Here is a 26,393-nt window from a genome sequence, read left to right on the forward strand (position 1 = left end):
GCCTGCCGTGCTTTACGCATTATCGCGCAAGCCACGGCCCCACCCCGCATTCAGCCCACCCTAACCGTCAAGCGGGATGCCATGTTCCTTGAGCTTCGACTCAGCCAATGCCGCCCGGCGCACAACCGTGCGGTAGTTGCCCAGGAGGATTCGCAAAACGGCTTTGATAAACCGGTCCGACCCCGACATTTTCTTTTCAAATGTCTGGCGGCTGATCGCGATCAGAACAGTACGTTCTTTCGCCCGGGCAGAGGCCATGCGCGGCTGGTTGTCGACAAGCGCGAGTTCACCAAAAAGACCACCGGCCTCGATCGAGCCGAGAATAACCTCTTTGCCTTCGCCCAGCGTCTTGAAGATTTCGACTTTGCCTTCCTGCACGACATAGGCAGCGTTTCCAGGCTTTCCTTCCCGGAAAATAACCTGATCGATGGCAAAGACCTGCCGGTCCATCACCTTCTTGTTGCCGTCGGTTATGCCCATGTGTTTGCAGAGCCCATGAAAGGTTTGGGAACTTCTTGTCCCGAAGATCGATGGCCGCGTGTATCACCGATCAATAAATCAATGCTAGCAGATTGCCGGGCCCATTCAATTGAATTTACTGGCCGTACCTATTCTCAAGATGGGTCCTGAAAGCATCCACGCCAAGTGGCTTTCCGGTCGCGTCCTCAAGGATGGCATCGGTGGATTTTCTTGAGGCCTGACTGTGAATGTTTGCGCGAAGCCAGCCCATCAACGGGGCGAAATCACCACGCGACAATGCGTTGGGTATTTCAGGGTTGGATTCCTTGGCCGCGGCAAAGATTTGCGCTGCCGCCATCGCCCCTAACGTATAGGTCGGGAAATATCCCCATGCACCCGATGGCCAGTGGATATCCTGCATGCAGCCATTGCGGTCATCTTCGGGAACAATGCCCAGAAGTTTTTGCATCAATTCGTTCCAGGCGCCAGGCAGATCAGCAAGCTTCATGTCGCCTTCGATCAGCGCGCGTTCCAACCGATAGCGGAAGATCACATGCGCCGGATAGGTCACCTCATCGGCATCAACACGGATCAGGCCCGGCTCAACGCGGGTATAAAGGCGATGCAGGTTTGCGGCCCCCCACGCGGCGTTGTCACCGCCAAAGGCTTCCTTGAATACCGGTCCGGCATAGGCCAGGAATTCTTCCGACCGGCAGGCCTGCATTTCCACCAGAAGCGACTGGCTTTCATGCATCGTCATGCCACGCGCCTTGCCCACAGGCTGGTTTTGCCAATCGTTGGGCAATCCGCGCTCATACATGGCATGGCCGGTTTCGTGCAGGACCCCCATGATGGCGGAGGTAAAATCATTCTCGTCATAGCGCGTGGTCAAACGCACATCTTCCGGAATGCCGCCACAGAACGGATGATGGGAAATATCCAGCCGCCCATGATCAAAATCGAAACCAACCGCCTTCATCAGATCAAGGCCAATCCGGTTTTGGGTTTCAATCGGGAACGGGCCGGTTGGTTTAACCGGCTTGTCTTCGGATTTCTGGCGTTCGATCACATCGGCGGTAAAATCGGGCAGGAAGCTTTCAAGCTCGGCAAACAGGCTATCAATCCGATCAGAGCGCATCATCGGATCATACTGATCCAGCAGCGCATCATATACCGAGGTGCCCAATGCCTCTGCCTTGGCTTTGCCCGCCTCAATCGACAGATCAAGCACTTCCTGCAAGTGCGGAAGGAGCCCTTTGAAATCGTTGTCGGCGCGCGCCTTGCGCCAAGCCACTTCACAGCGGGTTTCCGCACGTGACATTTTCTCCACCAGATCGACGGGCACCGCCGTGCCGTGAACCCATGCGCGCTTCATCTCCGCCAGGTTGGCCTGTTGCCAATCATCAAGGCGCTCGCTTTCCGCACTGCTGATCAAATCACCCAGATCCAGCGCATTGATCAGTTCGTTCTCCAGAACACTCAGCGTTGCCAACTGTTCAGAACGGGCATCTGCACCGCCGTCCGGCATGATCACAGCCATATCCCAGTGCAACATCCCGCCAATACCGGACAGGACACTCATGCGGTGAAAACGGGCTTCGAGCTTTTTATACGCTTCGGTCATGGGAACTCCTGCGCGGGCAGTCCGACTGCTGTCCGCAAAATATCAGTCAACTGGTGGCGACAAGATCAGGCTTGCGCGTCTTTTTCGTCATCGCTGCTCGGGCGGCGGTGATAAAGGACAAACATCACGATCAGGGTAAGTGCCAGGCTATACCAGGTGATGGCATATTCCAGATGGTTGTTGGGCAACTCCACCTTGGCCTGCCCACCAATCGGCAATCCGCCGGGGACAGGCGTATCATCGAGTTCGAGATAATATGGACTGGCAAGGTCAGCACCGGTATCTTCGGCCATGTGATTGACATCAACATAGAACCACTGATTCCGGATCGCGTCATTTTCCGGCTGTGCCCAGTGCTTTTCGCTTGGCAGACGCAAAACACCCGATACACGCACAGGGCCCTCGATCAGGCTGTCGGGGCGGGTTTCAGGTTCGCGGTAATCCTGGGGCACCCAGCCGCGATTGACCAAAATGATGCGGCCATCTTCCTGTTCAAGCGGTGTGATCAACTGAAAGCCGACATTGCCGCGCCGGGTGCGCGCCATCAGGTATTTTTCCTGATCGTTCAGGTAACGACCTTCGGCATAGGCCGCGCGAAATGCCATATCGGGGTCAAGGATGGTATCGGTCGGCACGGCAATTGGTGGCATTTGTGCCTGCGCCTGGCGCATTTCGATCAGGTCTTTTTTCCAGAACAGTCTGTCAACCTGCCAGGAACCAAGCCCCAAAAGAATGATCAGAGACAGTCCGGCGGAAATTTTCATCGCCAGACTGGGACGCGTTTTAAGAAGTGGCATGAAGGGTCAGTCCTGTTCGGATGTCGATCGGTGGCGGTATTGCAGCGCCACCATGATGCCTTTAAGCGGCCTTAGCAAGACCAGCGTCAAACCAATGATCACCGGTCCCCACACAACCGCGTGCAGCCAGAGTGGAGGCATATAGGTCATTTCGACCCATAGCGCCATCGGCACCACCAGAAATCCGAGAATAAAGATGATGAAAACAGCCGGACCATCACCGGAATCATGGCCGCGCAAATCCAGTCCGCAAATCTCGCAGGTTTCACGTACGGTCAAATAGCCCGAAAACAACTTTCCCCCACCGCAGCGGGGGCATTTGCATGCCAACCCGGTACGAATGGGGGAAAGGTTTGGATAATAATCATCCATGATCTTTTGTGTCACCTGACGAGGGCTTATTCGCCACCCCAGATGTAAACGGCAAAGAACAGGAACAGCCAGACAACGTCAACGAAGTGCCAGTACCAGGCTGCTGCTTCGAGACCAAAATGATGGTCTGGCTTGAAGCCGTCCTTGATTGCGCGCACGAGGCAAACCGCCAGGAACACCGTTCCGACAAACACGTGGAAACCATGGAAACCGGTCGCCATGTAGAAGGTCGAGGAATAGATGTTGTCAGAGAAGCCAAATGCCGCGTGGCTATATTCATATGCCTGCAGGAACAGGAAGATGACGCCAAGACCAACGGTCAGTGCCAGACCCTGAACAAGGTCCTTTTTCTTACCTTCCAGGATGCCATGATGCGCCCAGGTCAGGGTGCAACCTGACAGCAGCAGGATCAGGGTGTTCAGGAACGGCAGATCCCACGGATCAAGCACTTCAACGCCTGCGGGCGGCCATTCGGTCACGCCGGGGCTGAAGATCACAAACGCGTTGTGGAAGAATGCCCAGAAGAAGGCGACAAAGAACATCACCTCGGATGCGATGAACAGCGACATCCCGTAACGCAGGCCGATTTGAACGACCTTGTTATGATAGATGTGTGATTCGCTGATCACGTTGCTCCACCAACGGAACATCACAAACAGAATGCCTGCAATGCCGATCGCCGCCAGCCAGAAGTCGGCCGGCGCACGGTCCGAATGCATGAACATGACCATACCACCGGTGAAAAGACCGGCGGACGCCGCAGCCACCAGCGGCCACGGGCTCGGGTCTACCAGGTGGAACGGATGCTTTTGTGCATGATCACTCATTCCTTGCCCCCCTCAATCCTTACAAAAGAAACTCTAAGTTCGCTTTGTTAACCAAAGACCGTCCAGTCCACGAAACCGTGTTCTGTCAGCCTCCCTGATCTTCGTTCCCGTCATTTGCTTCCACCGATGCCTCGGATTTGAAGAAAGTGTATGACAGGGTAATCGTCTTCACGTCCTGGGTATTGATGTCGTCGGCAATCGCCGGATCGACATAGAAACTGACCGGCATGTCAACGCGCTCGCCCGGTTGAAGGGTTTGCTCGTCAAAACAGAAACATGCGATCTTGCTGAAATACTGCCCGGCTTTGAGCGGCGTCACATTATAGACAGCCTGACCGGTGATCGGCTTGACCGACATGTTTTCGGCCACGTAATGGGCCAGATTATCTTCCCCCAGACGCACCGTGATTTCACGCTGTTCGGGTTTGAACTGCCACGGCAAGCCGGAATTCACATCGGCGTTGAACCGGACCTTGATGGTCTTTTCCGAGACTTCAACGCCGGTGTCTTTGCCCACCTGCGGCGTCCCGCCAAAGCCGGTAACCTGACAGAACAGTTCATAAAGCGGTACAGATGCATAGGACAGACCAATCATGCCGCCAACGACGACAACACAGCTCAGCAAAACCCGCTTGTTGCGTGCCTTGATACTATCTGTGTGTTTCTGATCAGCCATGGTTTCCTAGCTCATCTTCAAAATCGTGATCGCAAAGAACAGGACGATCAGGCTGGTCAGGATAACCAGAAAGGCCCAGTTCTTCTTTTTGCGCTTGGCATAGAACGCGTCGAGTTCCGCCTTGTTCATTTTGGGTTCCTCACTCATGCGATCAACCCGCCAAGCCAGACGTCTGCAACCATCGCCCCGAACAGGACAAACAGATACAGGATCGAATAGCCAAACATCTTGTGCGGGGCGCGTTCCTCGGCATTGCGCAGAACACGAACCGCATGACGCAGGAACCAAAGCCCGGTCAGGCCAGCGGTCACGGCGTAAAAGACACCAAGCAATCCGGTCGCAACCGGCACAAGCGTCACCGGCAACAGCAGGATGGTATAAACCAGCATCTGCTTTTTGGTCGCGGCTTCACCGGCGACCACCGGCATCATCGGCACGCCGACCTTGGCGTAATCGCCACAACGGAACAGTGCCAGCGCCCAGAAATGCGGCGGTGTCCACATAAAGATAATCATGAACAGCGCGATTGAATTGATATCAATCCCGCCGGTCACCGACGCCCAGCCGATCATCGGGGGGAAAGCCCCGGCGGCACCGCCAATGACGATATTCTGTGGTGTGCTGCGCTTAAGCCACATGGTGTAAACGAACACGTAAAACGCAATCGACGCCGCAAGCAAAGCCGCTGCCGCGAAATTGATAGCAACCGCCATGACGGTTACCGAAACGATCGACAGGGCAATGCCAAGTGACAAGGCCTCGTCTGCGGGCACCCGCCCGGCCGGGATCGGTCGGTTCTGGGTACGTTTCATGTGGATATCGATATCGCGATCGTACCACATGTTAATCGATGCAGCCGCGCCACTGGCAACTGCAATACAGGCGATTGCGACGAGTCCAAGGAACGGATGAATGGAGCCCGGGGCAATCAACAGACCAACGGCACCGGTGAAAACCACAAGGGTCATCACGCCCGGCTTAAGCAATGCGATATAGTCGCGCACATCGGAAACCGGCAGCGATACTGCGTTTTCGAGTGCGATGGTCTGGTTGGCAGCCTGCTTGGTCATTTGAACTCTGGTCTTCTCTTTCGGGGCGGTAGGATGTCCCCCGCAAACCGGGGTCTGCGGGGGACTTAAACCAGGATCACTTACTTGATACGCGGCAGTTCGTCAAAGGTATGGAACGGCGGCGGAGAGCTCACAGTCCATTCCAGCGTATCGGCACCTTCACCATACGGATTTGCTTCGGCCTTCTTGCCACGGATGAAGGCATGCGCCACCACACCGAGGAAGAAGATGGTCGCAGCAAACGAGATGTAAGCGCCATAGGACGAAACCATGTTCCAGCCTGCAAACGCATCCGGGTAGTCGGCATAACGACGGGGCATGCCAGCAAGACCCAGGAAGTGCTGCGGGAAGAAGGTCAGGTTAACGCCGATGAAGAACAGCCAGAAGTGGATCTTCGCACCGAGATCGGAAATCTCGTAGCCCGACATTTTGCTGAACCAGTAATAGAAGCCCGCAAAGATCGAGAAGACCGCACCAAGCGACAGCACGTAGTGGAAGTGCGCCACAACAAAGTAAGTGTCATGCAGCGGCAGATCCATGCCCGAGTTCGCCAGCATCACACCTGTCACACCGCCCACAGTGAACAGGAAGATGAAGCCGATCGCCCAAAGCATCGGAGCGCGAAGCGAGATCGAGCCGCCCCACATGGTCGCAATCCACGAAAAGATCTTAACCCCGGTCGGCACCGCAATCACCATCGTTGCCGCGGTGAAGTATGCACGGGTGTCAACATCCATGCCGACGGTGTACATGTGGTGCGCCCACACGATAAAGCCGACAACACCAATTGCCACCATCGCATAGGCCATCCCGAGATAGCCGAAGACCGGCTTGCGCGAGAAGGTCGAGATGATGTGACTGATGATGCCAAAGCCCGGCAGGATCATGATGTAAACTTCCGGGTGACCGAAGAACCAGAACAGGTGCTGATACAGGATCGGGTCACCACCGCCGGCCGGATTGAAGAAGTCCGTGCCAAAGTTACGGTCGGTCAGAAGCATGGTGATCGCGCCACCAAGAACCGGCACCGCCAGCAGAAGCAGGAAGGCTGTCACCAGCATCGACCATGCAAACAGCGGCATCTTGTGCAGGGTCATGCCCGGCGCACGCATGTTGAAAATGGTGGTGATGAAGTTCACCGCACCAAGGATCGAGCTGGCACCGGCAAGGTGCAGCGCAAAGATCGCTAGGTCAACCGACGCATCCGGATGCCCCAGCACGCCCGAAAGCGGCGGGTAAACCGTCCAGCCGGTCCCGGCACCACTGCCAACCACGGCAGAAAGCATCAGCAGGATAAAGGCCGGAACAATCAGCCAGAACGAAATGTTGTTCAAACGCGGGAACGCCATATCCGGCGCGCCAATCATGATCGGAACGAACCAGTTGCCAAAACCGCCAATCATGGCCGGCATGACAACAAAGAACACCATGATCATGCCGTGTGCGGTCACGAGCACGTTAAAGAAATGGTGATCTTCAATGATCTGCGTTCCCGGCTGAGCCAGTTCCATACGGAACCAGACCGAGAACGCGCCACCGATCAGGCCGGCGATCACAGAGAAGATAAGATAAAGCGTCCCGATATCCTTGTGGTTGGTCGACAGGAACCAACGGGCAAAGAAGCCGGGGGTATGATCGTGATCATGTGTGTCAGCGTGAGCCATCAATCTCTCCCTCACTCTGCCGATGCCACTGATACCGCAGACGGCAAATCAGCAGATGCGAACTGTTCTTGGGCCTTGGCTACCCAAGCCTCGTATTCTTCCATCGTAACAGCTTTGACAGCGATCGGCATATAGGCGTGGTTCACGCCGCAAAGCTCGGAACACTGACCATAGAATGTCGTACCGGCATACTCGCCTGGAATGCGGGTCCAGGTTTCGTTCAGTCGGCCAGGAACGGCATCAAGCTTGATGAACAGCGATGGCATGGCCCAGTTATGGATCACGTCGTCAGAAGTCATGATCAGGCGGATATTCTGATCCACCGGCAAGACGACCGGATTATCCACATCCAGAAGGCGGTTCATGCCCTCGGCAACGGCGGTTTCTTCATCGATCATCAAAGAATCAAAGGTGAAGTTTCCGTTGTCGGGATATTCGTAGGTCCAGTACCACTGCTTGCCAATGATCTTGAGCGTAAGATCGGCATCCTCAACGCGGTCTGCAAAATACAGAAGGCGGAAAGACGGGATCGCAATAACAAGGAGGATCAGTACCGGAACAACCGTCCAGACCACTTCAAGAAGGGTATGGTGGGTCGTTTTCGACGGCACAGGATTGCGTTTCGCACTGAAGCGGAAAAGCACATACAGCAGCAAAAACAAAACGATCACGGTAATGATCGTCATCAACCAGATCAGTAGATTAAAGAATTTCTGGCCTTCAACAGCCACCGGTGAAACCGGGTCCTGCAGCCCAAGCTGCCACGGCTCGGGCTGACCAACGGCAGCAATCGCTGCACTGTCTAACCCGGTAAGTACCGCCAATCCCAACAACAGAATGGGAAATAGCTTCTTGATCGACATGCGAATCTGCCCCCTCGCATTACATCTCAAGGCGATATGCCTCACTCTTCCCCACCCCCGTCTGCTTTTGTTGACCCGGCGTCATGTGCCCTGCGGGGGACATTTCACCGCTTCAACCAAAGATTAAAAATCAACGGGCCGGAGCATTTCCTCTGACATATCTTATTCTTAAATAGCCTGCACATGAAAGTACATTGGTAACGCAGGCAAATAGCGTATCTTCGACACCTGTTCCAGAAAAAACCTCGCTGCGTTGCACAAAAAATGTATTTGATAATCCATCAAATTAGCGCGGTGGTTTTGGCTGAAATCGTTCTAAACACCCACCCTTGGATAGAAAAACCGCCATTCCGCATGGCCGATTTTCACCTTTCCAACGAATGCTGCTTTGCAATATATGCGCAAAACTCGTTAGAATCACTTCAACCAATGGCTAAAGCCATTTCTTTTCAATTCCTACGCAATCCGCACATTGCCGGATCAACATGACGTTACGTCATCCTGACAGCGTCCTGATCCGGGCTAATTTTTCGCAACAGACCGATCCAGGATCTATTTTGCCAACGATTCGGATACTGGCGTAACGCAGGCGGTAAAAAACCAAATGCAAAAATACTGTCCGAACCCTTTAATTGAGCGGACTTTTCCCCAATATCACGGATAGAAATTCGGTTGGATATATCAGCTTTGCGGACTATTCTACCAAAACGTATGCATTCCCGATGTTCCGTGCACCGCAACCAGTCAGGTTGCTGCCCGATGCAGACGGTTCAAAGACAGAGGTTCGTCTATGGCACGCTCAGGAAGTAAAAGACTATTTACCGCGGAAATGCGGTTGCTCAATAAACTCGAAACCATGAGCGACATGGTCGCCTTGCCGACCGACATGCCGACTGATGCGAATGGCTCTGTCGGTGGTGCCGACATTTCGAGCCTGCATACCGCGATTGAAGATCTCAAGCTTGAACTGCTTACCGACATCCGCGTGATGATCGAGGAGCAGAAAAAGGCGAACAAGGCAATCGACCCGGAAGATGACGAACAGGCCGACGCCCGCAACGAGCTGCGCCTGGTCAAAAACGAAGTTCGCGCCCTTGCCAATTCCATTCAGGAAACAAAACGCGAAATCGCAGCCCTTTATACTGCGCCCGAAGATGACAGCGGCACGCGTCTTAATATCGTAAAGGGTGAACTTGATTCCGTCGTTGCCGCCACCGAGGATGCGACTGCCAACATCCTTGAAACCGTCGAAAAGATTGACGCTGTTGCCCACAATATCCGTTCCGCCGCCCCGGATGACTACACACAAGGGCTGGCCGATGACATTGTCGAACTGGTGGTGAAGGTCTTTGAATCCTGTAACTTCCAGGATCTGACCGGACAGCGGATTACCAAAGTCGTCAATACCATGAAGTATATCGAGGAACGCGTGAACCGCGTGATCGAAATCTGGGGTGAGGATGACTTTGGCGACTTTGATCTGCCGCCAGATCCCAAAGGCCTCGACAACCTGGACAAAACCGTCACCAAGGCACCGCAGAATGCCAATCGCGTGTCCCAGGATGAAGTCGACCAGATCTTCTCACAGGAAGAAATCGACGCCCTGTTTGATTGATCGATCACGACGGCACGAAATGCAAAAGCCTGCCAGATTGGCAGGCTTTTCTTTTGGCCGGTTCTGAAGGTCTCGGGATAGAACGCCTTTAAGCGTGTCCGGCTTCACCCGACAGCAGTTCCGGCGCAAAGCCAAGCCGCGAGAAAGCCTGTTCCCACTTGTCTTCACAATCGGTATCAAACAGCAGATCCGCATCGGCATCGACATGAAGCCAGCCATTGGCAAGGATTTCACTTTCAAGCTGCCCGCTGCGCCACCCGGCATAACCAAGGGCAAGAATGCGGCTTTGCGGACCTTCGCCGACGGCAATCTGTTCAAGAATATCAACCGTCGCTGTCACTGACACGCCACGATCGACATGAAGGGTCGCCTCGTTCGAGAAATCGGTCGAGTGCAGAACAAAGCCACGACTGCTTTCAACCGGGCCACCGAAATGGACCTGAATGTCTTCGATGGTCGGTGCCGGGCGCGCAATGCCAAGCTGTTCAAGCAATTCCGGGAAAGTGATGCTGTCGATCAGGCGGTTGATCACCAGCCCCATCGCACCGTCTTTATTATGCGCACAGATATAGACCACACTTTGCGAAAAGCGCGGATCACGCATGCCCGGCATCGCTACCAACAGCTTGCCGCCGAGATAATCACCCGTGCCTATACCTTCTGCCATGTCGCAACTCTCTTTATCCTGTTTCACAGAGCCTAGCGCGAATACCTGTCCATTTCCATCAAGAACCCGGAAAACCGTGTTTTTTGTCGTTTGACATTCCGGATTCCCATATACCTCATGTAGGTAGGAACGCACTGCCATGGCAATGGATCCGTCTCGTTTTGCGTTGGATCAGGACAAGCCCCTGCCGGCATGTGCTAGTGATAGGGCGTTCACACAGTCGTGGCTTGATTTGAACGGGGACTGGAATTACGCCTCTTCTGTGCCACAAGTTTGGCCAACACTGCGCAAATCGGTTTTTCGTGCTTAAGGAACAACACGTGCTCCGCCACCTTATCACCCGCTTGGCTCTTTTGACTGCCATCTGCCTGTCATCTATCGGTGCACGTTCTGTTGCACTGGCGGCATCGGATATGGCAACCGACTGGGTCGATGAGGACTTCACGTCTGTCCGTCTGATCAGTGCGCAAACCGAAACCGGCGGCAAACAGACACTCCGTCTTGGTCTTGAATACGAACTGCAACCCGACTGGAAGATTTACTGGCGCAGCGCAGGCGATGCCGGTTTCCCGCCGCAACTTGACTGGACCGGGTCTGAAAATGTCGGCGACGCAAACATCCTTTGGCCGGCCCCTCACCGCTTTTCGATCTTTGGCCTCGAAACATTCGGCTACAAGGATCACATCATTCTGCCGATTGATGTTGCGATCCCCGATCCGGCCCAGCCGGTCGCGATCCGCCTTGATGTCGATTATCTGGTGTGCAGCGACATCTGCATTCCGGCAACTGCCAGCTTTGATCTTGATATCCCGGCAAGTGCCGCCGCTGGTGCAGGCACCTCGATCGCCAGCAATCACGCCCACCAGATCGAAAAATTTGTTTCCAAGGTACCGCTGCGTGGCACTGGCCTTCCCATCGAAGTCACCAGTATTTCCAGCATCAATCAGGGCGATGCACGCAGCCTGCGTCTGGGTGTTCGTGGTCTTGATGATGCCGGGGTCGACATTGACGACATCCTGATTGAAAGCGACCTGCGTGCGGGCTTCGGTCTGCCCGAACCGCAAACGACCGCGACGGGCAGCAACGAGGATGTTCGGTATTTCGATCTGACCGTCATGGGCTTGGCCGAAGACCAGACACTGAAAGATCAGCCGGTCACCGTCACCGTCATTGCCGGTCCGCTTTCGGTCGAGCAAAAGCTTGTTGTCGGTGATGGCAAAGCCGCCATAAGCACAGCATCCAGTGCGGGCACGACGGCGGGCATGAGTTTCGCGATGATTGGATTGTTCGCCCTGCTTGGCGGCCTGATCCTGAATGTCATGCCCTGTGTCTTGCCGGTCCTGTCGATCAAGGTCATGTCCGCTCTTAAAGCACGCGAACAGGACATCAATCGGGTGCGCATCGGTTTCCTTGCCAGTGCCGCCGGGATCATTACATCCTTCTGGGTGATTGCCGCTGTTCTGGTCGGCATTAAACTGGCCGGGGGCACCATTGGCTGGGGCATTCAGTTCCAGCAACCGCTGTTCCTGACCGTTATGACGATTATTCTCGCCCTGTTTGCGCTGAATATGTGGGGGCTGTTTGAAATTTCCGGCCCGGATCAGCTTGGCAACGCGGCAAATGACGTCATCACACGCAGCGAAAGCCACGGCCACCATATCAGCAGCAACTTCCTGACCGGCATGTTTGCCACTTTGCTGGCAACCCCATGCTCTGCCCCGTTCCTTGGCACGGCGGTTGGTTTTGCGCTGGCGGGCAGTGTTTTTGATATCTTCTGGATCTTCACCTTGCTGGGGATCGGACTGGCGCTACCGTATTTTGCCATCGCCATCCAGCCGCGTGTGGCCCATATCCTGCCCAAACCCGGTCGCTGGATGAATGGTGTCAAAGTTGTTCTGGGTCTTGCCCTGATCGGCACGGCGATCTGGCTTCTGGGTATTCTGTCGGTCCAGATTGGCATGGGTGGTGCGATTGCTGTCGGGCTTGGCCTGATTGCGGGCTGCGCCTTTATCTGGGCCCGCAAACGCACATCAAACCTGCGTCCGCGCTTTGCCTTTACGTCGCTGGCCGTATTGGGTTTCCTTGTTGCACTGTTTGCCCCCGGCTTTTCACAGCCGCCGTCGTCGCCGAGCGCATCATCGGACAATGGCACACTTGTCTGGCAGGCGTTTGCACCTGAAACCATTGATGGTTTGGTTGCCGATGGAAAGACGGTCGTGATCGATGTTACGGCGGAATGGTGTGTGACCTGTCAGGTCAACAAGAAGCTGGTTCTCGAAAAGCCCGACGTCCGAAATGCATTGATGCAGGATGATGTTGTTCTGATGCAGGCCGACTGGACCCGTCCGGATCAAAAGATTGCCGATTACCTTGCCTCTTATGGCCGGTTTGGCATTCCGTTCAATGCAGTATTTGGTCCGGGGGCACCGGATGGCATTCTGCTTTCAGAGTTGCTCGGTGTGGACGAGGTTCTTGGCGCGCTTGAAGATGCAAACGGTTCGGCAAGCCTTGCCAGTTCCGCAAAGTGATCACATCTGATTGGGAACGCGTATTGTTTTGTTTCCGCTCCTGCGAGAGTGCAGGCGTTAAGGCACACACAGGCGAGAATTTGCTGCCAATTCAAGTCAGTCAGATGAAACCTGTTAAAAACTCTGCGTGAAAGCATTGAATGCCAAGCAGATTTGGTGTTTGATTCCGGCATGCGATCCATCGCGCAGTCAACGGGATTGCGCCAAAAAACGGAGACACCCATGACCATTTCAGTCGGTTCCGAACTCCCGGAAGTTACCCTTTTCCGCGCAACCAGCGACGGTCCGGAAGCCGTCAATTCCAAGGAATTCTTCGCAGGTCGCAAAGTTGTCCTGTTTGCCGTACCGGGCGCCTTTACCCCGACCTGCTCGGCCAAACACCTTCCGGGCTTTGTCGCCAAAGCCGATGAGATCAAAGCCAAAGGTGTCGATGAGATTGCCTGCCTTGCATCAAACGATGCCTTTGTCCTTCAGGCATGGGCCGATGCGGAAAAGGCCAACGACGTCACCATGCTTTCGGACGGGGATCTGGCGTTTGTCGACGCAACCGGGCTTGGACTTGATCTGACCGGCCGCGGCCTTGGCAAGCGCGCCAACCGTTTCGCCATGATTGTCGAAGACGGCAAAGTCACCGACATTGCCGTCGAAGAACCGGGCGCGTTTGAAGTTTCAAGTGCCGAAGCTGTTCTGAAAAAGCTTTAAAACCGGAAAGTTTCCCGCAACAAGCGCTTAAAGCTCCGCAATCATTTGCGGAGCTTTTTGCTTTGAATGTAGGGAACAATAGTGCCTGATCAGCGCGGAAGCAGAACCGGTATCGGGTCTTCCTTGCTGTCATAATCGCATTCAAAGGTCGGGTTGGTGTGCTTGGCAATGAAATGCACAACACCTTCGCGGAAACTGTCCTTGATCGGTGACCAGCTCATATAGACCCCGCCACGGGTGTCATATTCGCGAATATCCGGATCTCGCATCAGTTCAGAAAAACTGTGTCCAAGATCTTCTGTTGCACCGGCCACCAGCCAAGACGGCTTCAGGCCACCATGCCACAGCAAGTAAACGCCACCGACCCCATCCAGGCTAAGCTCTGAAATATCGTCGATCATGAACAGGCGGTAGTACTCCCCACGTGGGCTTTTTCGCCATTTTATGTCTTGTGCCTTTGGCTGGCGAATAGCACCGAGAGACCAAAATCCCATATTAACCTCCAAGCACGCCAAAACGCGTGCAACCGTATGTCACACGCATCCCAACATAGCTTCTTATTCTTATAGGTAAGAACTTACCTTACATATGTAAACTTTTGATTGACAAATGACTGGGCGAAAACGCCCGAAGCGCTCTTTGCCAAGAAGATATAGCTCACGCTACTACCTTAAATCACAGCACAAAACCAAGCATTTTTCGAATTATTCGAACAACTTGTCGATATCGTCCTGGCTGATGCCTTCCCCTTCGAGCTGCGGACCATTCAGAAGGTCTGCATCCTCGGGCCGTGATTCTTCCTCGACCTCAGGAACCGGCAATTCGGCAAACGCATCTTCACCCCAGATCGAGATCATGTTGTGGACGCGCTCTTCAACGAACTCAAGCGTGCTGACCACCTTGTTGATGCGCTGGCCGGTAATGTCCTGGAAGTTACAGGCTTCAAAGATCTTGGTCACGATGAAGGCAATCTGTTCGACATGATCGGCGACAAAATCGCTCGGCGCCGAGTTTTTAAGCGTCATGGTCAGATCGTCAATCTGCTCGGCGGATTCCAGAATGGTATGGGTCGCCATTTCGGTATCCTTGACGATGGCATCAAGTTCCGAGGTCGCACTTACCAATCGGTCATCCTGCGCTTTTGGATGGCGCAGCGACGCAATCTGAACCTTTGCCCTGTGGATGTGCTCGTTCATTTCCGCGATCTGGGTACGGATCAGTTCCAGATCGTCACGATCGGGCTCTGCCGCCCCCGGGCGATTGGAGTGGGTTGGGTTACTTGAAACCGGCTCTGGCAATTCATCCATCGGCGCATCATTTGATGCAAACGGGGTGGTGACATCACTTGCCGGAACACCACCGGATGCCACCGCCTGACGCAGTTGCGAAACTTCACCACGCAGAGCTCTGATTTCATCAAGAACAGCCTGGGTAATACCGGATGTTTCCGGGGCACTTGTCGCTGCCGGCAAGGATGCCTGCATCGGTTCCCCTGCCCCCATGCCGCTTTCCAGCGTCGGGTCAAAAAAGGAGTCAGACCAATCCTCAACCACACCACCGGTGCGTTCTTTAAGACGACGTTCGGCAGTGAATACTTTTTGCACGCGACGAGACATAACTGACTTTAACCCTCCGGAACGGACATGTGTCCGATCACTAAATCCCCAAACGCACCTTTTTGACGGCGTTCATTACTATTACGGCAAGTATAAGGGTGCAGATTGCGACAAGTCCAATGGGTTTCAAGTCCAAGTCTTTGAAAAAGAACACCCCGGCCAAAAGACCGGGGTGCTCCAAAAGGTCAGGTTGCGTTGGTTATCAAGCTGTTTCAGGCTTCCAGCGCAAAACCGGCTTACGTGCAGCCGCCGTTTCATCAAGGCGTCTGCGCGGGGTCAGGTACGGTGCATTCTTGAAGAATTCTGCATCGCCCGACTCGGCCTTGGCCACAAGCGACAGAATCGCATCACAGAACTGATCAATCGATTCCTTGGTTTCGGTCTCGGTCGGTTCGATCAGCAACGCCCCATGAACCACCAGCGGGAAATACATCGTCATCGGGTGGAACCCTTCGTCGATGATTGCCTTGGCCAGATCCAGTGTCGAAACACCGGTATCTTTCAGGAAGCCGTCGTCAAACAGGGCTTCATGCATGCAATAGCCCGGGAAGGCCACACTGAGCTTGTCCTTAAGACGCGCCAACAGATAGTTGGCATTCAGAACCGCATCACCCGATGCCTGACGCAGGCCATCTGCACCATGGCTTTTCATATAGGTCAGCGCACGAATAAACATGCCCATCTGACCATGGAAGCCCTTCAGACGGCCAAACGGCTTCATGCCGTCTTCTTCGTCTGCGGTTTCGACCAGATGGAAACCATCACCCTTTTTCACGACATAAGGGATCGGGGCAAACGGTGCCAGGGCTTCGGAAAAGACAACAGGTCCTGAACCCGGTCCACCGCCGCCATGCGGGGTCGAGAACGTCTTGTGCAGGTTGATATGCATCGCATCAATGCCAAGGTCTGCCGGGCGCACCCGACCGACAATGGCGTTGAAGTTCGCACCATCGCAATAGAAGTACCCGCCCGCTTCATGCACCAGATCGGCGATCTTGCGCACGTCACGTTCAAACAGACCGCAGGTATTCGGGTTGGTCAGCATGATACCAGCCACATCGTCGCCAAGCTTGGCTTCAAACGCTGCCAGATCAACACGGCCGTCTTCGGTCGCGGGGATCGAATCAACCGTAAAGCCACAGGCGGCTGCGGTTGCCGGGTTGGTCCCGTGGGCGGATTCCGGCACCAGAACGCGACGACGGTTTTCACCGCGCGCATCAAGGGCCGCGCGAATGGCCATCATGCCACAAAGCTCACCCTGTGCACCCGCTGCCGGGGACATGGAAACCGCCGGCATGCCGGTCAGGACCAAAAGCCAATGCGCACATTGATCAATCAGTTCCAGCGCACCCTGTACGGTGCTTTCAGGCTGCATCGGATGCAAATCGGCAAGACCGGGCAAACGCGCGACTTTCTCGTTCAGGCGCGGGTTATGCTTCATCGTGCACGAACCAAGCGGGAAGAAACCGGCATCAATGCCATAGTTCTTCTGCGACAGGCGCGTGAAGTGACGCACGACTTGCGGCTCGGACAGGCCCGGAAGACCAACGTCGCTGTCACGGTCAAGGCCGCCAAGGCGCGATTTGGTGCCCTTGGGTTCCGGCAAATCAACGCCGGTTCGGCCGGGCTGGCCCTGCTCGAAAATCAGCTGTTCTTCAAGAACAAGTCCACGGTTGCCGGTATGGGTTGTAAAGGTCATGCCAGCGCCTCCTTCAATGCGGACGCAAGCGCCGCGATATCCTCGTCCGTGTTGGTTTCGGTAACCGCAACCAACAGGTAGTTATCCAGATCCGAACGGTTCGGATACAGGCGCGACAGCGGCACACCGGCAAGGACGCCCTTGGCAACCAGTGCTTCAACCACTTCGGCGGCCGGTTTGGAAAGCTTCACGGTGAATTCGTTAAAGAAGCTGTCATTGACCACAGATGCGCCTTCAACGGCGTCAATAGCATCGGCTGCCTTGCAGGCATTTTCATGGTTCAAGGTCGCCAGACGGCGATAACCGTCTTCACCCAGCAGGCTCATATGCACCGTAAAGGCCAGTGAACACAGGCCCGAGTTGGTGCAGATGTTCGAGGTCGCCTTTTCACGGCGGATATGCTGTTCGCGGGTCGACAGCGTCAGAACAAAACCACGCTTGCCGTCTTGATCGACCGTTTCACCACACAGGCGGCCCGGCATCTGACGCACGAGCTTTTGCGTGGTGGCAAACAGCCCGACATACGGCCCACCATAGTTCAGCGCATTACCGATCGACTGGCCTTCGCCGCAAACGATGTCTGCGCCAAAGCTGCCCGGTGATTTCACCGCACCAAACGCCACCGCCTCGGTAAAGACCACCACCAGAAGCGCACCCTTGGCATGGCAAAGATCAGCCAGTTGGGTGTGATCCTGAATGCGGCCAAACACGTCCGGGTACTGCACAACAACACACGCTGTCTGATCATCAATCAGATCGTTGAGTTCTTCGGCAGTTGCCTGATGTTCCGGATGCCCATCGCGCCCGGCAACTTCGGTGTCGCTATACTGGCAATAAGTTTCGGTCACTTCGCGGTAATGCGGGTGCAGACCACCCGAAAGAACTGCCTTCTTGCGACGGGTCGCGCGGCAGGCCATCAGAACCGCTTCGGCACAGGATGTCGCACCATCCCACATCGACGCGTTGGCAACATCCATCCCGGTGATCGAGGCAACCTGGGTCTGGAATTCAAACAGGTATTGCAGTGTCCCTTGCGCGATTTCCGGTTGATACGGGGTATAGGCGGTCAGGAATTCACCGCGCTGGATCACGTAATCAACCGTCGCCGGCACATGGTGGCGATAGGCACCCGCACCCAGGAAACTGGGCACGCTCGATGCGCCCATGTTTTTGGCGGCCAAGGCCATCATATCGCGTTCGACCTGCATTTCGCCAAGGTGGGATGGCAAATCAACAGGTGCGTCAAGCAACGCGCCGTCCGGCACATCACAGTAAAGTTCATCAACCGATGATGCCCCGATGGTATCAAGCATCGCAGCACGATCAGCGCGTGTCAGTGGGAGATAACGCATGTTTTAAAGGCCTTCGACGAAGTCTTTGTAGGCTGCTTCATCCATCAGCTCATCAAGCTGGGATTCATCGGTCAGTGTCATTCTAAAGAACCAGCCATCGGATTCCGGGGCTTCATTGACCAGTGCAGGATTGTCATCAAGCTCTTCGTTGACCTCGACAATTTCACCATCGAGCGGAGCGTAAACGTCGCTGGCGGCCTTGACCGATTCAACAACCGCGGCGTCGCCATCCTTGGTCAGTTTCTTGCCTACTTCCGGCAGCTCGACATACACGATATCGCCCAGCGACTGCTGCGCGTAATCGGTAATGCCAACGGTTGCCACACCGTCTTCAAGCTCGATCCATTCATGTTCCTGCGAAAATTTCTTAGTCATCTTCCATTGTCCCTGTTGATCAATTCAGTGCCAATGCAGCGTAGCGCCGCTCTCTCTATGATAAATTCTGGTTCTCAACCGCGGAAATAACGATGCGGCGCGAACGGAAGTTCGACCACCTCGGCCGGGCGCGCCTTGCCACGCACCATAAGATCGACCTTGGTACCCGGTTCGGCAAATTCAATCGCGACATACCCCATGGCAATCGGGCCATCGACGGTCGGGCCAAACCCGCCCGATTTGATCTCGCCGATGTCTTCGCCATCTGCGTTCAGAATCTGGGTGTGTTCACGTGCCGGTGCCTTGCCTTCGGGCTTGATGCCGACACGTTTACGATCCGCACCGTGTTCAAGTTGATCAAGGATCACATCCGCGCCCTTGAAGCCACCCTCGGCCCGGCGACGTTTATTGATGATCCAGTTCAGATCCCCTTCAACCGGGGTCGTAGTGGTATCAATGTCGTTGCCATACAGGCAAAGGCCCGCTTCGAGGCGCAGTGAGTCACGTGCGCCAAGGCCAATCGCCTCGACCTCGTCCTCGGCCAGCAGCTTGCGCGCAAGCGCCTCGGCATCGGCGTTGGGTACGGAAATCTCAAAGCCATCTTCGCCGGTGTAACCCGAACGGGTCACAAAGCACGGACTGCCAGCGATGTCGATTTCGGCAAAGCTCATGAATTTCAGATCGGCAACCGATGGTGCAAAACGTGCCAGAACCTTGGCCGCATCCGGGCCCTGCAATGCCAGAAGCGCCCGGTCATCGATTTCTTCAAGCGATACACCATCGCCAAGATTGGCACGCATGTGAACGATATCATCATCCTTGCAGGCTGCATTGATCACCAGAAACAGGCTGTCGCCCGCATTGGTAATCATCAGATCGTCAAGGATCGTGCCGTCGTCCTGGGTAAATGCGGAATAGCGGGTGCGACCGGGTTTGAGGATGGCAATGTCACCGGGCACAAGCTTTTCAAGCTCCGCCACTCGGTTCTCACCGGTCAAACGCACCTGCCCCATATGGGACACATCAAACAGGCCTGCCTTCGCACGGGTATGAAGATGTTCGCCCTTCACACCAAGCGGATATTGCACAGGCATGGCATAGCCAGCGAACGGTACCATTTTGGCACCGAGTTCCACATGCAAATCATAAAGGGCAGTTTTTAGAAGTTCGGATTCGTGATCCGCCATCAGGTTCTCCAAGACAATCGTTGCGAAATATAGCCGACCAGTGGCCAACCACATTCCCCCTCTGTCTTTGGAGCCTGAAAGAATCACATCCGGGGTAGGAAGCCGGTCTGCTTACATCTTCGGCGAGGTGTTCCTGATCAGAAATTCAGGTCACCTGCTTTCCAGAGTCCCATCTCCACGCGGTCCTGTTGCCTGAGAGTTTCCGGGGTGGTTGCTCCTTCGGCGTCCGCTCATCCGATAAGGACTGCGGCCTCTCCCACGTGCATCATTTGGGTATGTTTCTGTTATACGGGTTTCCGCGCAAACCGACCAGCCCCTATTTTTCGGGCATGATCGGTCTGCCACGTCTCGAACAAACAAACCCGAATAAAATCAATCGGTTCCGAACCGGCGATTATACTCAAGTTGGTCCGCGCTCAGCTGGAAACCAAGATAGATTTCGTAATCCGGACCGGTCCAGACATCGTCCAGCGGCACCGACAGGGTCACCTGCTCGTCACGGATACGGGCCATGTTCAGATTGTCGGCAAACGCCATATTAACGTCAAACACCGACTTCTGAATGAAGGTGCCGTTCGGGTCACGCAGGGCGACGAAATATTTAAATTGAACGTTACGGTTTTGGGCTGCCGGTCCAAGCTCGGCGGTAATGATCGGGCTGATGATGACATCAAGTTCCTTGTCATCAAGGTCGTAGCCGCAATCACCAAGGTATCCGGTAAATTCGGCTTCGACGATCACATCGGTCAGATCACGGCCAGCACCGCTGAACTGGACAAGCTTTGCCGTATCCTTTGGCAGATAGGCCGCCGGACAAACCGGGACCGGCTGTTCTTCGAACGGGTTGCCACCGCCGCATGCGCTTAGCAATCCACCAAGCGAGACCATACCCAATGCATAAACGCGCCGAAGTCCGTTACCGATTGTCATCCAAGCCTCTATCAAACCAAATGTTTTCGGGCCGCATCGCGACGACCGGCCCGCGCGCAGTCTATTCTGTCGCGGATGTCGGCACAACCCGCTTGAACGGCCTTGGGCGGTGTAAAACGTCAAAAATTCGGCCAACCCGCACCGACCATTTACCCCAGAGTCATTGCACCGCATGATCAGGCAGGTTATGTAACGTGAATGTTTGAAAAATGCGTCGGCAACGCCCGCACGCAATTGGGAAAGCCGGACCTGTATCATGTCTGACAAAGCCAGCCTTCGGATCGTTCTTGCCAATCCGCGCGGTTTCTGCGCGGGGGTTGATCGCGCCATCGAGATCGTCGAAAAGGCACTCGAAAAATATGGCGCACCGGTCTATGTCCGCCACGAAATCGTGCATAACAAATTCGTGGTCAATCGCCTGCGCGATATGGGTGCCGTTTTCGTTGACGAACTTGATGCCGTTCCCGATGGCGTGCCGGTGATCTTTTCGGCCCATGGGGTGCCGAAATCCGTGCCCGAGGCGGCCGAAACCCGCAAACTTGAATATCTTGATGCGACCTGCCCGCTGGTCTCCAAAGTCCATCGCGGGGCCGAACGTCATCACGCCGATGGCAAACATATTCTTCTGATTGGTCATGCTGGTCATCCCGAAGTCATCGGCACGATGGGCCAGTTACCCCCCGGCAGCATGACCCTGGTCGAGACCGAGGAAGACGCCGAGACCATCGAAATCAGCGATCCGGAAAATCTGGCCTTTGTGACCCAGACGACCTTGTCACTTGATGACACCGCCAAGATCATTGAAATCCTGCAACGGCGTTTCCCGTCAATCGCGGTGCCGAAAAAGGAAGACATCTGCTACGCCACGACCAACCGCCAGCATGCGGTCAAACTGATCGCGGAAAAGGCCGATGCCATTCTGGTCCTTGGCGCGCCAAATTCTTCAAACTCCAACCGCTTGGTCGAAGTCGCCAAACGCGAAGGCTGCACACGGTCTGTTCTGGTCGAACGGGCAAAGGATATCGACTGGTCGAAGCTTGACGGTATTTCAAGCCTTGGCATCACGGCCGGTGCGTCCGCGCCCGAAATCCTGGTCGAGGAAGTCATTGATGCCTGTCGGGAACGCTTTGACGTGACGGTCGAAACCATCACGCTGACCAACGAAAATGTCACTTTCAAACTTCCGCGTCAGCTTGCCAGCTAGGTCTGCGGACATGCTTATTTTCAGATCAGGACGACGATAGAACTCATGGCCGTCTATACCGACGTTTCAGACGAAGATATTTCCCGCTTTGTGGCCGAATACGATATCGGTGACGTGGTGTCGTTCAAGGGGATCGCAGAAGGCGTCGAAAACACCAATTTCCTGCTTCAGACGACCAAGGCGCCTTATATCCTGACCCTGTATGAGAAGCGGGTAAATCCCGATGATCTACCCTTCTATCTTGGCCTGATGGATCACTTGTCGGCCAAGGGACTGAATTGCCCGACCCCGATCCACGGCAAGGACGGTGTTGCCCTGCGACGCCTTTGTGGTCGCCCGGCCGCCATCACGTCTTTCCTGCAGGGCATGTCGCCCAGGCGCATTCAACCCCATCACTGTGCGGGGGTCGGCGCCGCACTGGCCGAGTTGCACTCAGCCGGTCAGGACTTCGAAATGCACCTGCCCAATGCGCTGAGCATCAAGGGATGGCGTTCGCTTTTCGACAGCTGCGCTGAACATGCCGACGATGTCGAACCCGGCCTTGGTAAGATGATTGGCGAAGAGCTCGCATTTCTAGAGGAAAACTGGCCGCACGCCCTGCCCAAGGGGGTCATTCATGCGGATCTGTTCCCCGACAACGTCTTCTTCTTTCCAAACAAGGAAGCCGTTTCCGGGCTGATTGACTTCTATTTCGCGTGCAATGACCTGTTTTGCTATGACGTTGCCATTTGCATGAATGCTTGGTGCTTTGAGCCCGATAACAGCTTCAATGTAACCAAGGCCAAAAACCTTCTGTCGCATTACAGCAAGGTCCGTCCGCTTTCGGACGTCGAAAAGGCCGCCCTGCCCATTCTGGCGCGCGGCGCAAGTCTTCGGTTCCTTCTGACACGGCTCTATGACTGGGTGAATACGCCCAAGGATGCACTTGTCACCCCGAAGAACCCGCGCGAATACATCAACAAATTGCGGTTCCACCAACGTGTGGAAAACGCAACAGCCTATGGCCTGGATTAGGCACAAAGGCGGGGAACACGACAATATGACTTCAAGTAACGGTGACGATAACCGCGTCGAGATTTACACAGACGGCGCGTGCAGCGGCAATCCCGGCCCCGGTGGCTGGGGCGCTATTTTGCGCTTCAAGGGTGTCGAAAAGGAAATGTCGGGCGGCGATCCGGAAACCACCAACAATCGTATGGAAATGATGGCCGCGATTAGCGCGCTGGAAGCCTTGAAACGTCCCTGCGTCATCGATATCTACACCGACAGCAGCTATGTCCGCGACGGTATTACCAAATGGATTTTCGGCTGGCAGAAACGTGGCTGGAAAACCGCCGATAAAAAGCCGGTCAAGAATGTGGAATTATGGCAACGTTTGCTACAAGCCCTTGAACCACATAAGGTCGAGTGGCACTGGGTCAAGGGTCACGCCGGTCACCCGGAAAACGAAAGATGCGACGAATTGGCCCGCCAAGCCGTGCCCCGATAACGAATTTTTCGCGGTTATCGGGAAAATTGCTTGAAGCTGAGGGACTTCGCTACAAGATAAATAGCTTTGCTGGCTTGTGTCAGATAATTGAATGTTTAACGAAATCAAACTTGCGTTTTCATCAAGTTGCGGTTTGACTTGAGACTAATTCAAGGGGGTGTTGGCACTCATACAAAGGTCGAGTACATTATATTCGACTAGCCTAAAGTGGGTGTCAGGGAGAGAACGCTTGTCACGCGGATCGTACGGGTTTTTACAACGAAAGTCCTTGAGCAGTCGGCTGCTGTTTATCGCATTGCCGCTTGTTTCGCTGTTCTCGCTCGCGCTTTTCATCGTCTTTGGCTATGTCAGCTACAAGGTGCTGCGCGACGACCTGAATGGCAAAGTCGAACAGACCGCCGACATTAACGCCCGCGTTCTGGCCACACCTTTCTGGTATCTCGACGTCGACAATATTGAATCTGCACTCAATGCCATGGCGCGCGATCGCGACATCGTTGCCGTGCAGGCACTGGGCGCAGACGGCACCGAATTTGCCCATACCGGCGTATCGCAATCCGAACTGACCGACACGCTTCGCCTTTCGCGCCGTGTCTATTTCGAACGCAACAACGTGCGCCATGATGTTGGCGAACTGGTCATCTACTTCACAGACGCACGCGTTCAGGATTTGCTGTTCCGCCGTATTGCGATCGACATGATCCTGTTCGGGCTTCTGATCTCGGTCGTGGCCGCAAGCCTTCTGATCGCCAACAAACGCTCGATCAAGGAACCTCTCAACCGACTGCTGCATTCCATCCGAATGACCAAGCACGGCCGACTGCGCCGTCCGGTGGAGTGGAACAGCTCGGACGAACTCGGTCTTCTGATCCGCGAATACAATGAAATGGTCGCCCTTCAAGGTCAGGCACAGGAAGAAGCCCAGCGCAAACAGGCCCTGCTGGAAGCCACCCTTCACAATATCGGTCAGGGCATCTGTCTGTTCGATCAGGACCTGAACCTGATGGTCTGGAACGAACGCTATATCGAATTGCTCAACCTGCCGCGTGATCTGGTCAAGGAAGGCACACCGCTTTCTGATATCCTGCGCTATAACGGCGAACGCGGCGAATATGGCGATGTCAGCATTCAGGCCCTGATTTCCGACCGCGTTGCGATTGCCCGTCGCCGTGAACCCTATCGCATGGAACGTACCCGCCCGAATGGCCGCGTCATTCAGGTTGATCACAACCCGATGCCGGGCGGCGGTTACGTTGCGACCTATACCGATATTACCGAACGTAAACAGACCGAAGCGCGCATGCGTCACTTGGCTGTCCATGACGTTCTGACCAGCCTGCCGAACCGCACCCTGTTCCTTGACCGCCTGCGTCAGGCGCTGCTATCGGCGCGTCGTTTCCAGCGCGGCGTGACGGTTCTGTTTGTTGACCTTGACCGGTTCAAGGACATCAACGACCACTTCGGTCACGATGTCGGCGATCTGATGATCCAGGAAATGGGACAGCGTCTGTCGCGCATCATCCGGGATTCCGATACCGCCGCCCGTTTGGGGGGCGATGAATTCGCAATCATCCAGACCGACGTCCAGAACATCGAAGACACCATCGCCCTTGCCCAGCGCATCATTGACGAGCTGTGCCAGCCATTTGATTGCCGCGGCATCCGCCTGCATTCGACCGCCAGTGTCGGCATTACCCTGTTCCCGGAAGACGGCGAAAACCCCGAACAACTGGTCAAGAACGCCGACATGGCGATGTATGCCGCCAAGGCCGAAGGGCGCAACAATTACCGCTTCTTCCTGCCGTCGATGCACGAACGGGTCAAGGAACGCAAAACCATCGAGGAAGATCTGCGCAACGCGCTCGAACACGATCAACTCGAACTTTACTATCAGCCGAAAATCGATTGCCGCACCGAACGCGTCGTCGGTGCCGAGGCGCTTGTACGCTGGCATCACCCGGAACGTGGCCTGATCCTGCCGGGCGAATTCATTTCCGTTGCCGAGGAATGCGGCCTGATCAATCGACTGGGGGCATGGGTTCTTGAAAAGGCCTGCCGTCAGACACGCATCTGGCGCGACTCATCACTTTCCGATCTTCGGATTGCCGTCAACCTGTCCCCGGCACAGTTCCAGGATGCCGAACTGGTTGATAGTGTGACCAAGATCGTCAAGGAAACCGCCCTGCCGCATGGCACGCTGGAACTTGAAATCACCGAATCCATTCTGATGAACAACCCGGAAAAGGCGGTCTCGACGCTCAAGGAGCTCAAGGAGCTTGGCGTTCTGATCGCGATTGATGATTTCGGCACCGGCTATTCGTCGCTGAACTATCTCAAACGTTTCCCGGTCACCTCGATCAAGATCGACCGGTCCTTCGTGAACGACATTCATGTCGATGTCGATGACAAGGCCATCGTCGATGCGGTCATCGGCCTGGGCCACAGCCTCAATCTCGAAGTCGTTGCCGAGGGCGTGGAAGAAGTCGAACAGCTTGTCTATCTGCAGGAAAAGGGCTGCGACTTTATCCAGGGCTTCCTGTTCTCCAAACCATTGCCCGCCTCGACCTTCGAAAGCTGGGTCAACGAGCGGCATGGCACCGAACAGGAAACTGTCTCAGCCAAGTCCTGACGTGTCCCACTGATCGTTTGATTGGCGAAAAGACGGGCCTCCGAAAGG

25 protein-coding genes and 1 riboswitch are annotated in these 26,393 nt (G+C 55.0%); of the genes, 7 read left to right on the forward strand and 18 right to left on the reverse strand.

Annotation, left to right across the window (positions count from 1 at the left end):
* Positions 1-60: 60 nt before the first annotated feature.
* The 10 genes from FHI25_RS03050 to coxB form a co-directional block, all read right to left on the reverse strand.
* A complete protein-coding gene (locus FHI25_RS03050; protein ID WP_063088567.1) occupies positions 61-480 on the reverse strand; it encodes a cyclic nucleotide-binding domain-containing protein in 420 nt (139 codons plus the stop codon).
* Positions 481-595: 115 nt separating this feature from the next.
* Positions 596-2,083 (reverse strand): carboxypeptidase M32, encoded by a 1,488-nt coding sequence (locus FHI25_RS03055; protein ID WP_210515013.1) that lies wholly within the window; start codon positions 2,081-2,083, stop codon positions 596-598.
* A gap of 65 nt (positions 2,084-2,148) precedes the next feature.
* Entirely contained in the window at positions 2,149-2,880 is a 732-nt protein-coding gene (locus tag FHI25_RS03060; RefSeq protein ID WP_210515016.1) for an SURF1 family protein, read from the reverse strand.
* Positions 2,881-2,886: 6 nt separating this feature from the next.
* Positions 2,887-3,174, reverse strand: coding sequence for a DUF983 domain-containing protein (locus FHI25_RS03065; protein ID WP_349237958.1), 288 nt, complete (start codon positions 3,172-3,174; stop codon positions 2,887-2,889).
* Between the two features lie 104 nt (positions 3,175-3,278).
* Positions 3,279-4,079, reverse strand: a complete 801-nt coding sequence (locus FHI25_RS03070) for a cytochrome c oxidase subunit 3 (protein WP_210515022.1) — start codon at positions 4,077-4,079, stop codon at positions 3,279-3,281.
* Between the two features lie 85 nt (positions 4,080-4,164).
* A complete protein-coding gene (locus FHI25_RS03075; protein ID WP_197146033.1) occupies positions 4,165-4,755 on the reverse strand; it encodes a cytochrome c oxidase assembly protein in 591 nt (196 codons plus the stop codon).
* 6 nt (positions 4,756-4,761) lie between these two features.
* Positions 4,762-4,902, reverse strand: a complete 141-nt coding sequence (locus tag FHI25_RS03080) for a hypothetical protein (protein WP_157097699.1) — start codon at positions 4,900-4,902, stop codon at positions 4,762-4,764.
* Entirely contained in the window at positions 4,899-5,825 is a 927-nt protein-coding gene (gene cyoE, locus FHI25_RS03085) for a heme o synthase (protein WP_210515025.1), read from the reverse strand. The genes FHI25_RS03080 and cyoE overlap by 4 nt, the downstream gene beginning before the upstream one ends.
* An 80-nt stretch (positions 5,826-5,905) precedes the next feature.
* Complete coding sequence (gene ctaD / locus FHI25_RS03090; RefSeq protein WP_197146035.1) at positions 5,906-7,489, reverse strand: cytochrome c oxidase subunit I; 1,584 nt, start codon at positions 7,487-7,489, stop codon at positions 5,906-5,908.
* Between the two features lie 11 nt (positions 7,490-7,500).
* Complete coding sequence (gene coxB / locus FHI25_RS03095) at positions 7,501-8,352, reverse strand: cytochrome c oxidase subunit II (RefSeq protein WP_197146036.1); 852 nt, start codon at positions 8,350-8,352, stop codon at positions 7,501-7,503.
* Positions 8,353-9,181: 829 nt separating this feature from the next.
* Here coxB and FHI25_RS03100 point away from each other — a divergent pair.
* Positions 9,182-9,967, forward strand: a complete 786-nt coding sequence (locus FHI25_RS03100; protein WP_064779841.1) for a hypothetical protein — start codon at positions 9,182-9,184, stop codon at positions 9,965-9,967.
* A gap of 88 nt (positions 9,968-10,055) precedes the next feature.
* On the opposite strand, the gene FHI25_RS03105 is transcribed toward FHI25_RS03100, so the two are convergent.
* Positions 10,056-10,634 (reverse strand): YqgE/AlgH family protein, encoded by a 579-nt coding sequence (locus tag FHI25_RS03105; RefSeq protein WP_008889194.1) that lies wholly within the window; start codon positions 10,632-10,634, stop codon positions 10,056-10,058.
* Positions 10,635-10,954: 320 nt separating this feature from the next.
* Between FHI25_RS03105 and FHI25_RS03110 the strand changes: the two genes are divergently transcribed.
* Positions 10,955-13,162, forward strand: a complete 2,208-nt coding sequence (locus FHI25_RS03110; protein WP_210515028.1) for a protein-disulfide reductase DsbD domain-containing protein — start codon at positions 10,955-10,957, stop codon at positions 13,160-13,162.
* Positions 13,163-13,384: 222 nt separating this feature from the next.
* On the forward strand, positions 13,385-13,864 hold the full coding sequence (locus tag FHI25_RS03115; protein WP_008889192.1) for a peroxiredoxin: 480 nt from the start codon (positions 13,385-13,387) through the stop codon (positions 13,862-13,864).
* A gap of 89 nt (positions 13,865-13,953) precedes the next feature.
* Here the strand turns inward: FHI25_RS03115 and FHI25_RS03120 are convergent, their stop codons facing one another.
* The 7 genes from FHI25_RS03120 to FHI25_RS03150 all read right to left on the reverse strand — a co-directional run bounded on the left by FHI25_RS03120 (position 13,954) and on the right by FHI25_RS03150 (position 21,023).
* The gene (locus FHI25_RS03120) at positions 13,954-14,358 is read right to left on the reverse strand and encodes a hypothetical protein (RefSeq protein WP_040822685.1); all 405 of its coding nucleotides are present in this window, start codon (positions 14,356-14,358) and stop codon (positions 13,954-13,956) included.
* 210 nt (positions 14,359-14,568) lie between these two features.
* A complete protein-coding gene (locus tag FHI25_RS03125) occupies positions 14,569-15,480 on the reverse strand; it encodes a protein phosphatase CheZ (RefSeq protein ID WP_210515030.1) in 912 nt (303 codons plus the stop codon).
* A 202-nt stretch (positions 15,481-15,682) separates the two neighbouring features.
* Entirely contained in the window at positions 15,683-17,179 is a 1,497-nt protein-coding gene (gene gcvPB / locus FHI25_RS03130; RefSeq protein ID WP_008889189.1) for an aminomethyl-transferring glycine dehydrogenase subunit GcvPB, read from the reverse strand.
* Positions 17,176-18,531, reverse strand: a complete 1,356-nt coding sequence (gene gcvPA, locus FHI25_RS03135) for an aminomethyl-transferring glycine dehydrogenase subunit GcvPA (protein WP_210515033.1) — start codon at positions 18,529-18,531, stop codon at positions 17,176-17,178. The genes gcvPB and gcvPA overlap by 4 nt, the downstream gene beginning before the upstream one ends.
* A 3-nt stretch (positions 18,532-18,534) precedes the next feature.
* Positions 18,535-18,906, reverse strand: coding sequence for a glycine cleavage system protein GcvH (gene gcvH / locus FHI25_RS03140; protein WP_008889187.1), 372 nt, complete (start codon positions 18,904-18,906; stop codon positions 18,535-18,537).
* A gap of 74 nt (positions 18,907-18,980) precedes the next feature.
* Positions 18,981-20,093, reverse strand: coding sequence for a glycine cleavage system aminomethyltransferase GcvT (gcvT, locus tag FHI25_RS03145; protein WP_210515037.1), 1,113 nt, complete (start codon positions 20,091-20,093; stop codon positions 18,981-18,983).
* A 170-nt stretch (positions 20,094-20,263) separates the two neighbouring features.
* Positions 20,264-20,362: riboswitch (glycine riboswitch) on the reverse strand.
* 103 nt (positions 20,363-20,465) lie between these two features.
* Positions 20,466-21,023 carry a hypothetical protein gene (locus FHI25_RS03150; protein ID WP_063088556.1) on the reverse strand — a complete coding sequence of 186 codons (558 nt, stop codon included), beginning with the start codon at positions 21,021-21,023 and terminating at the stop codon, positions 20,466-20,468.
* 256 nt (positions 21,024-21,279) lie between these two features.
* Between FHI25_RS03150 and ispH the strand changes: the two genes are divergently transcribed.
* The 4 genes from ispH (at position 21,280) to FHI25_RS03170 (ending at position 26,345) form a co-directional block, all read left to right on the forward strand.
* Entirely contained in the window at positions 21,280-22,227 is a 948-nt protein-coding gene (gene ispH, locus FHI25_RS03155) for a 4-hydroxy-3-methylbut-2-enyl diphosphate reductase (protein WP_008889184.1), read from the forward strand.
* A gap of 45 nt (positions 22,228-22,272) precedes the next feature.
* Positions 22,273-23,241, forward strand: coding sequence for a homoserine kinase (locus FHI25_RS03160; RefSeq protein WP_008889183.1), 969 nt, complete (start codon positions 22,273-22,275; stop codon positions 23,239-23,241).
* A gap of 25 nt (positions 23,242-23,266) precedes the next feature.
* Complete coding sequence (gene rnhA, locus FHI25_RS03165; protein ID WP_008889182.1) at positions 23,267-23,716, forward strand: ribonuclease HI; 450 nt, start codon at positions 23,267-23,269, stop codon at positions 23,714-23,716.
* A 268-nt stretch (positions 23,717-23,984) separates the two neighbouring features.
* Positions 23,985-26,345, forward strand: coding sequence for an EAL domain-containing protein (locus FHI25_RS03170; RefSeq protein ID WP_008889181.1), 2,361 nt, complete (start codon positions 23,985-23,987; stop codon positions 26,343-26,345).
* Positions 26,346-26,393: the final 48 nt, after the last annotated feature.

This window comes from Thalassospira sp. ER-Se-21-Dark (assembly GCF_017922435.1).
In the GTDB taxonomy this organism is placed as follows: domain Bacteria; phylum Pseudomonadota; class Alphaproteobacteria; order Rhodospirillales; family Thalassospiraceae; genus Thalassospira.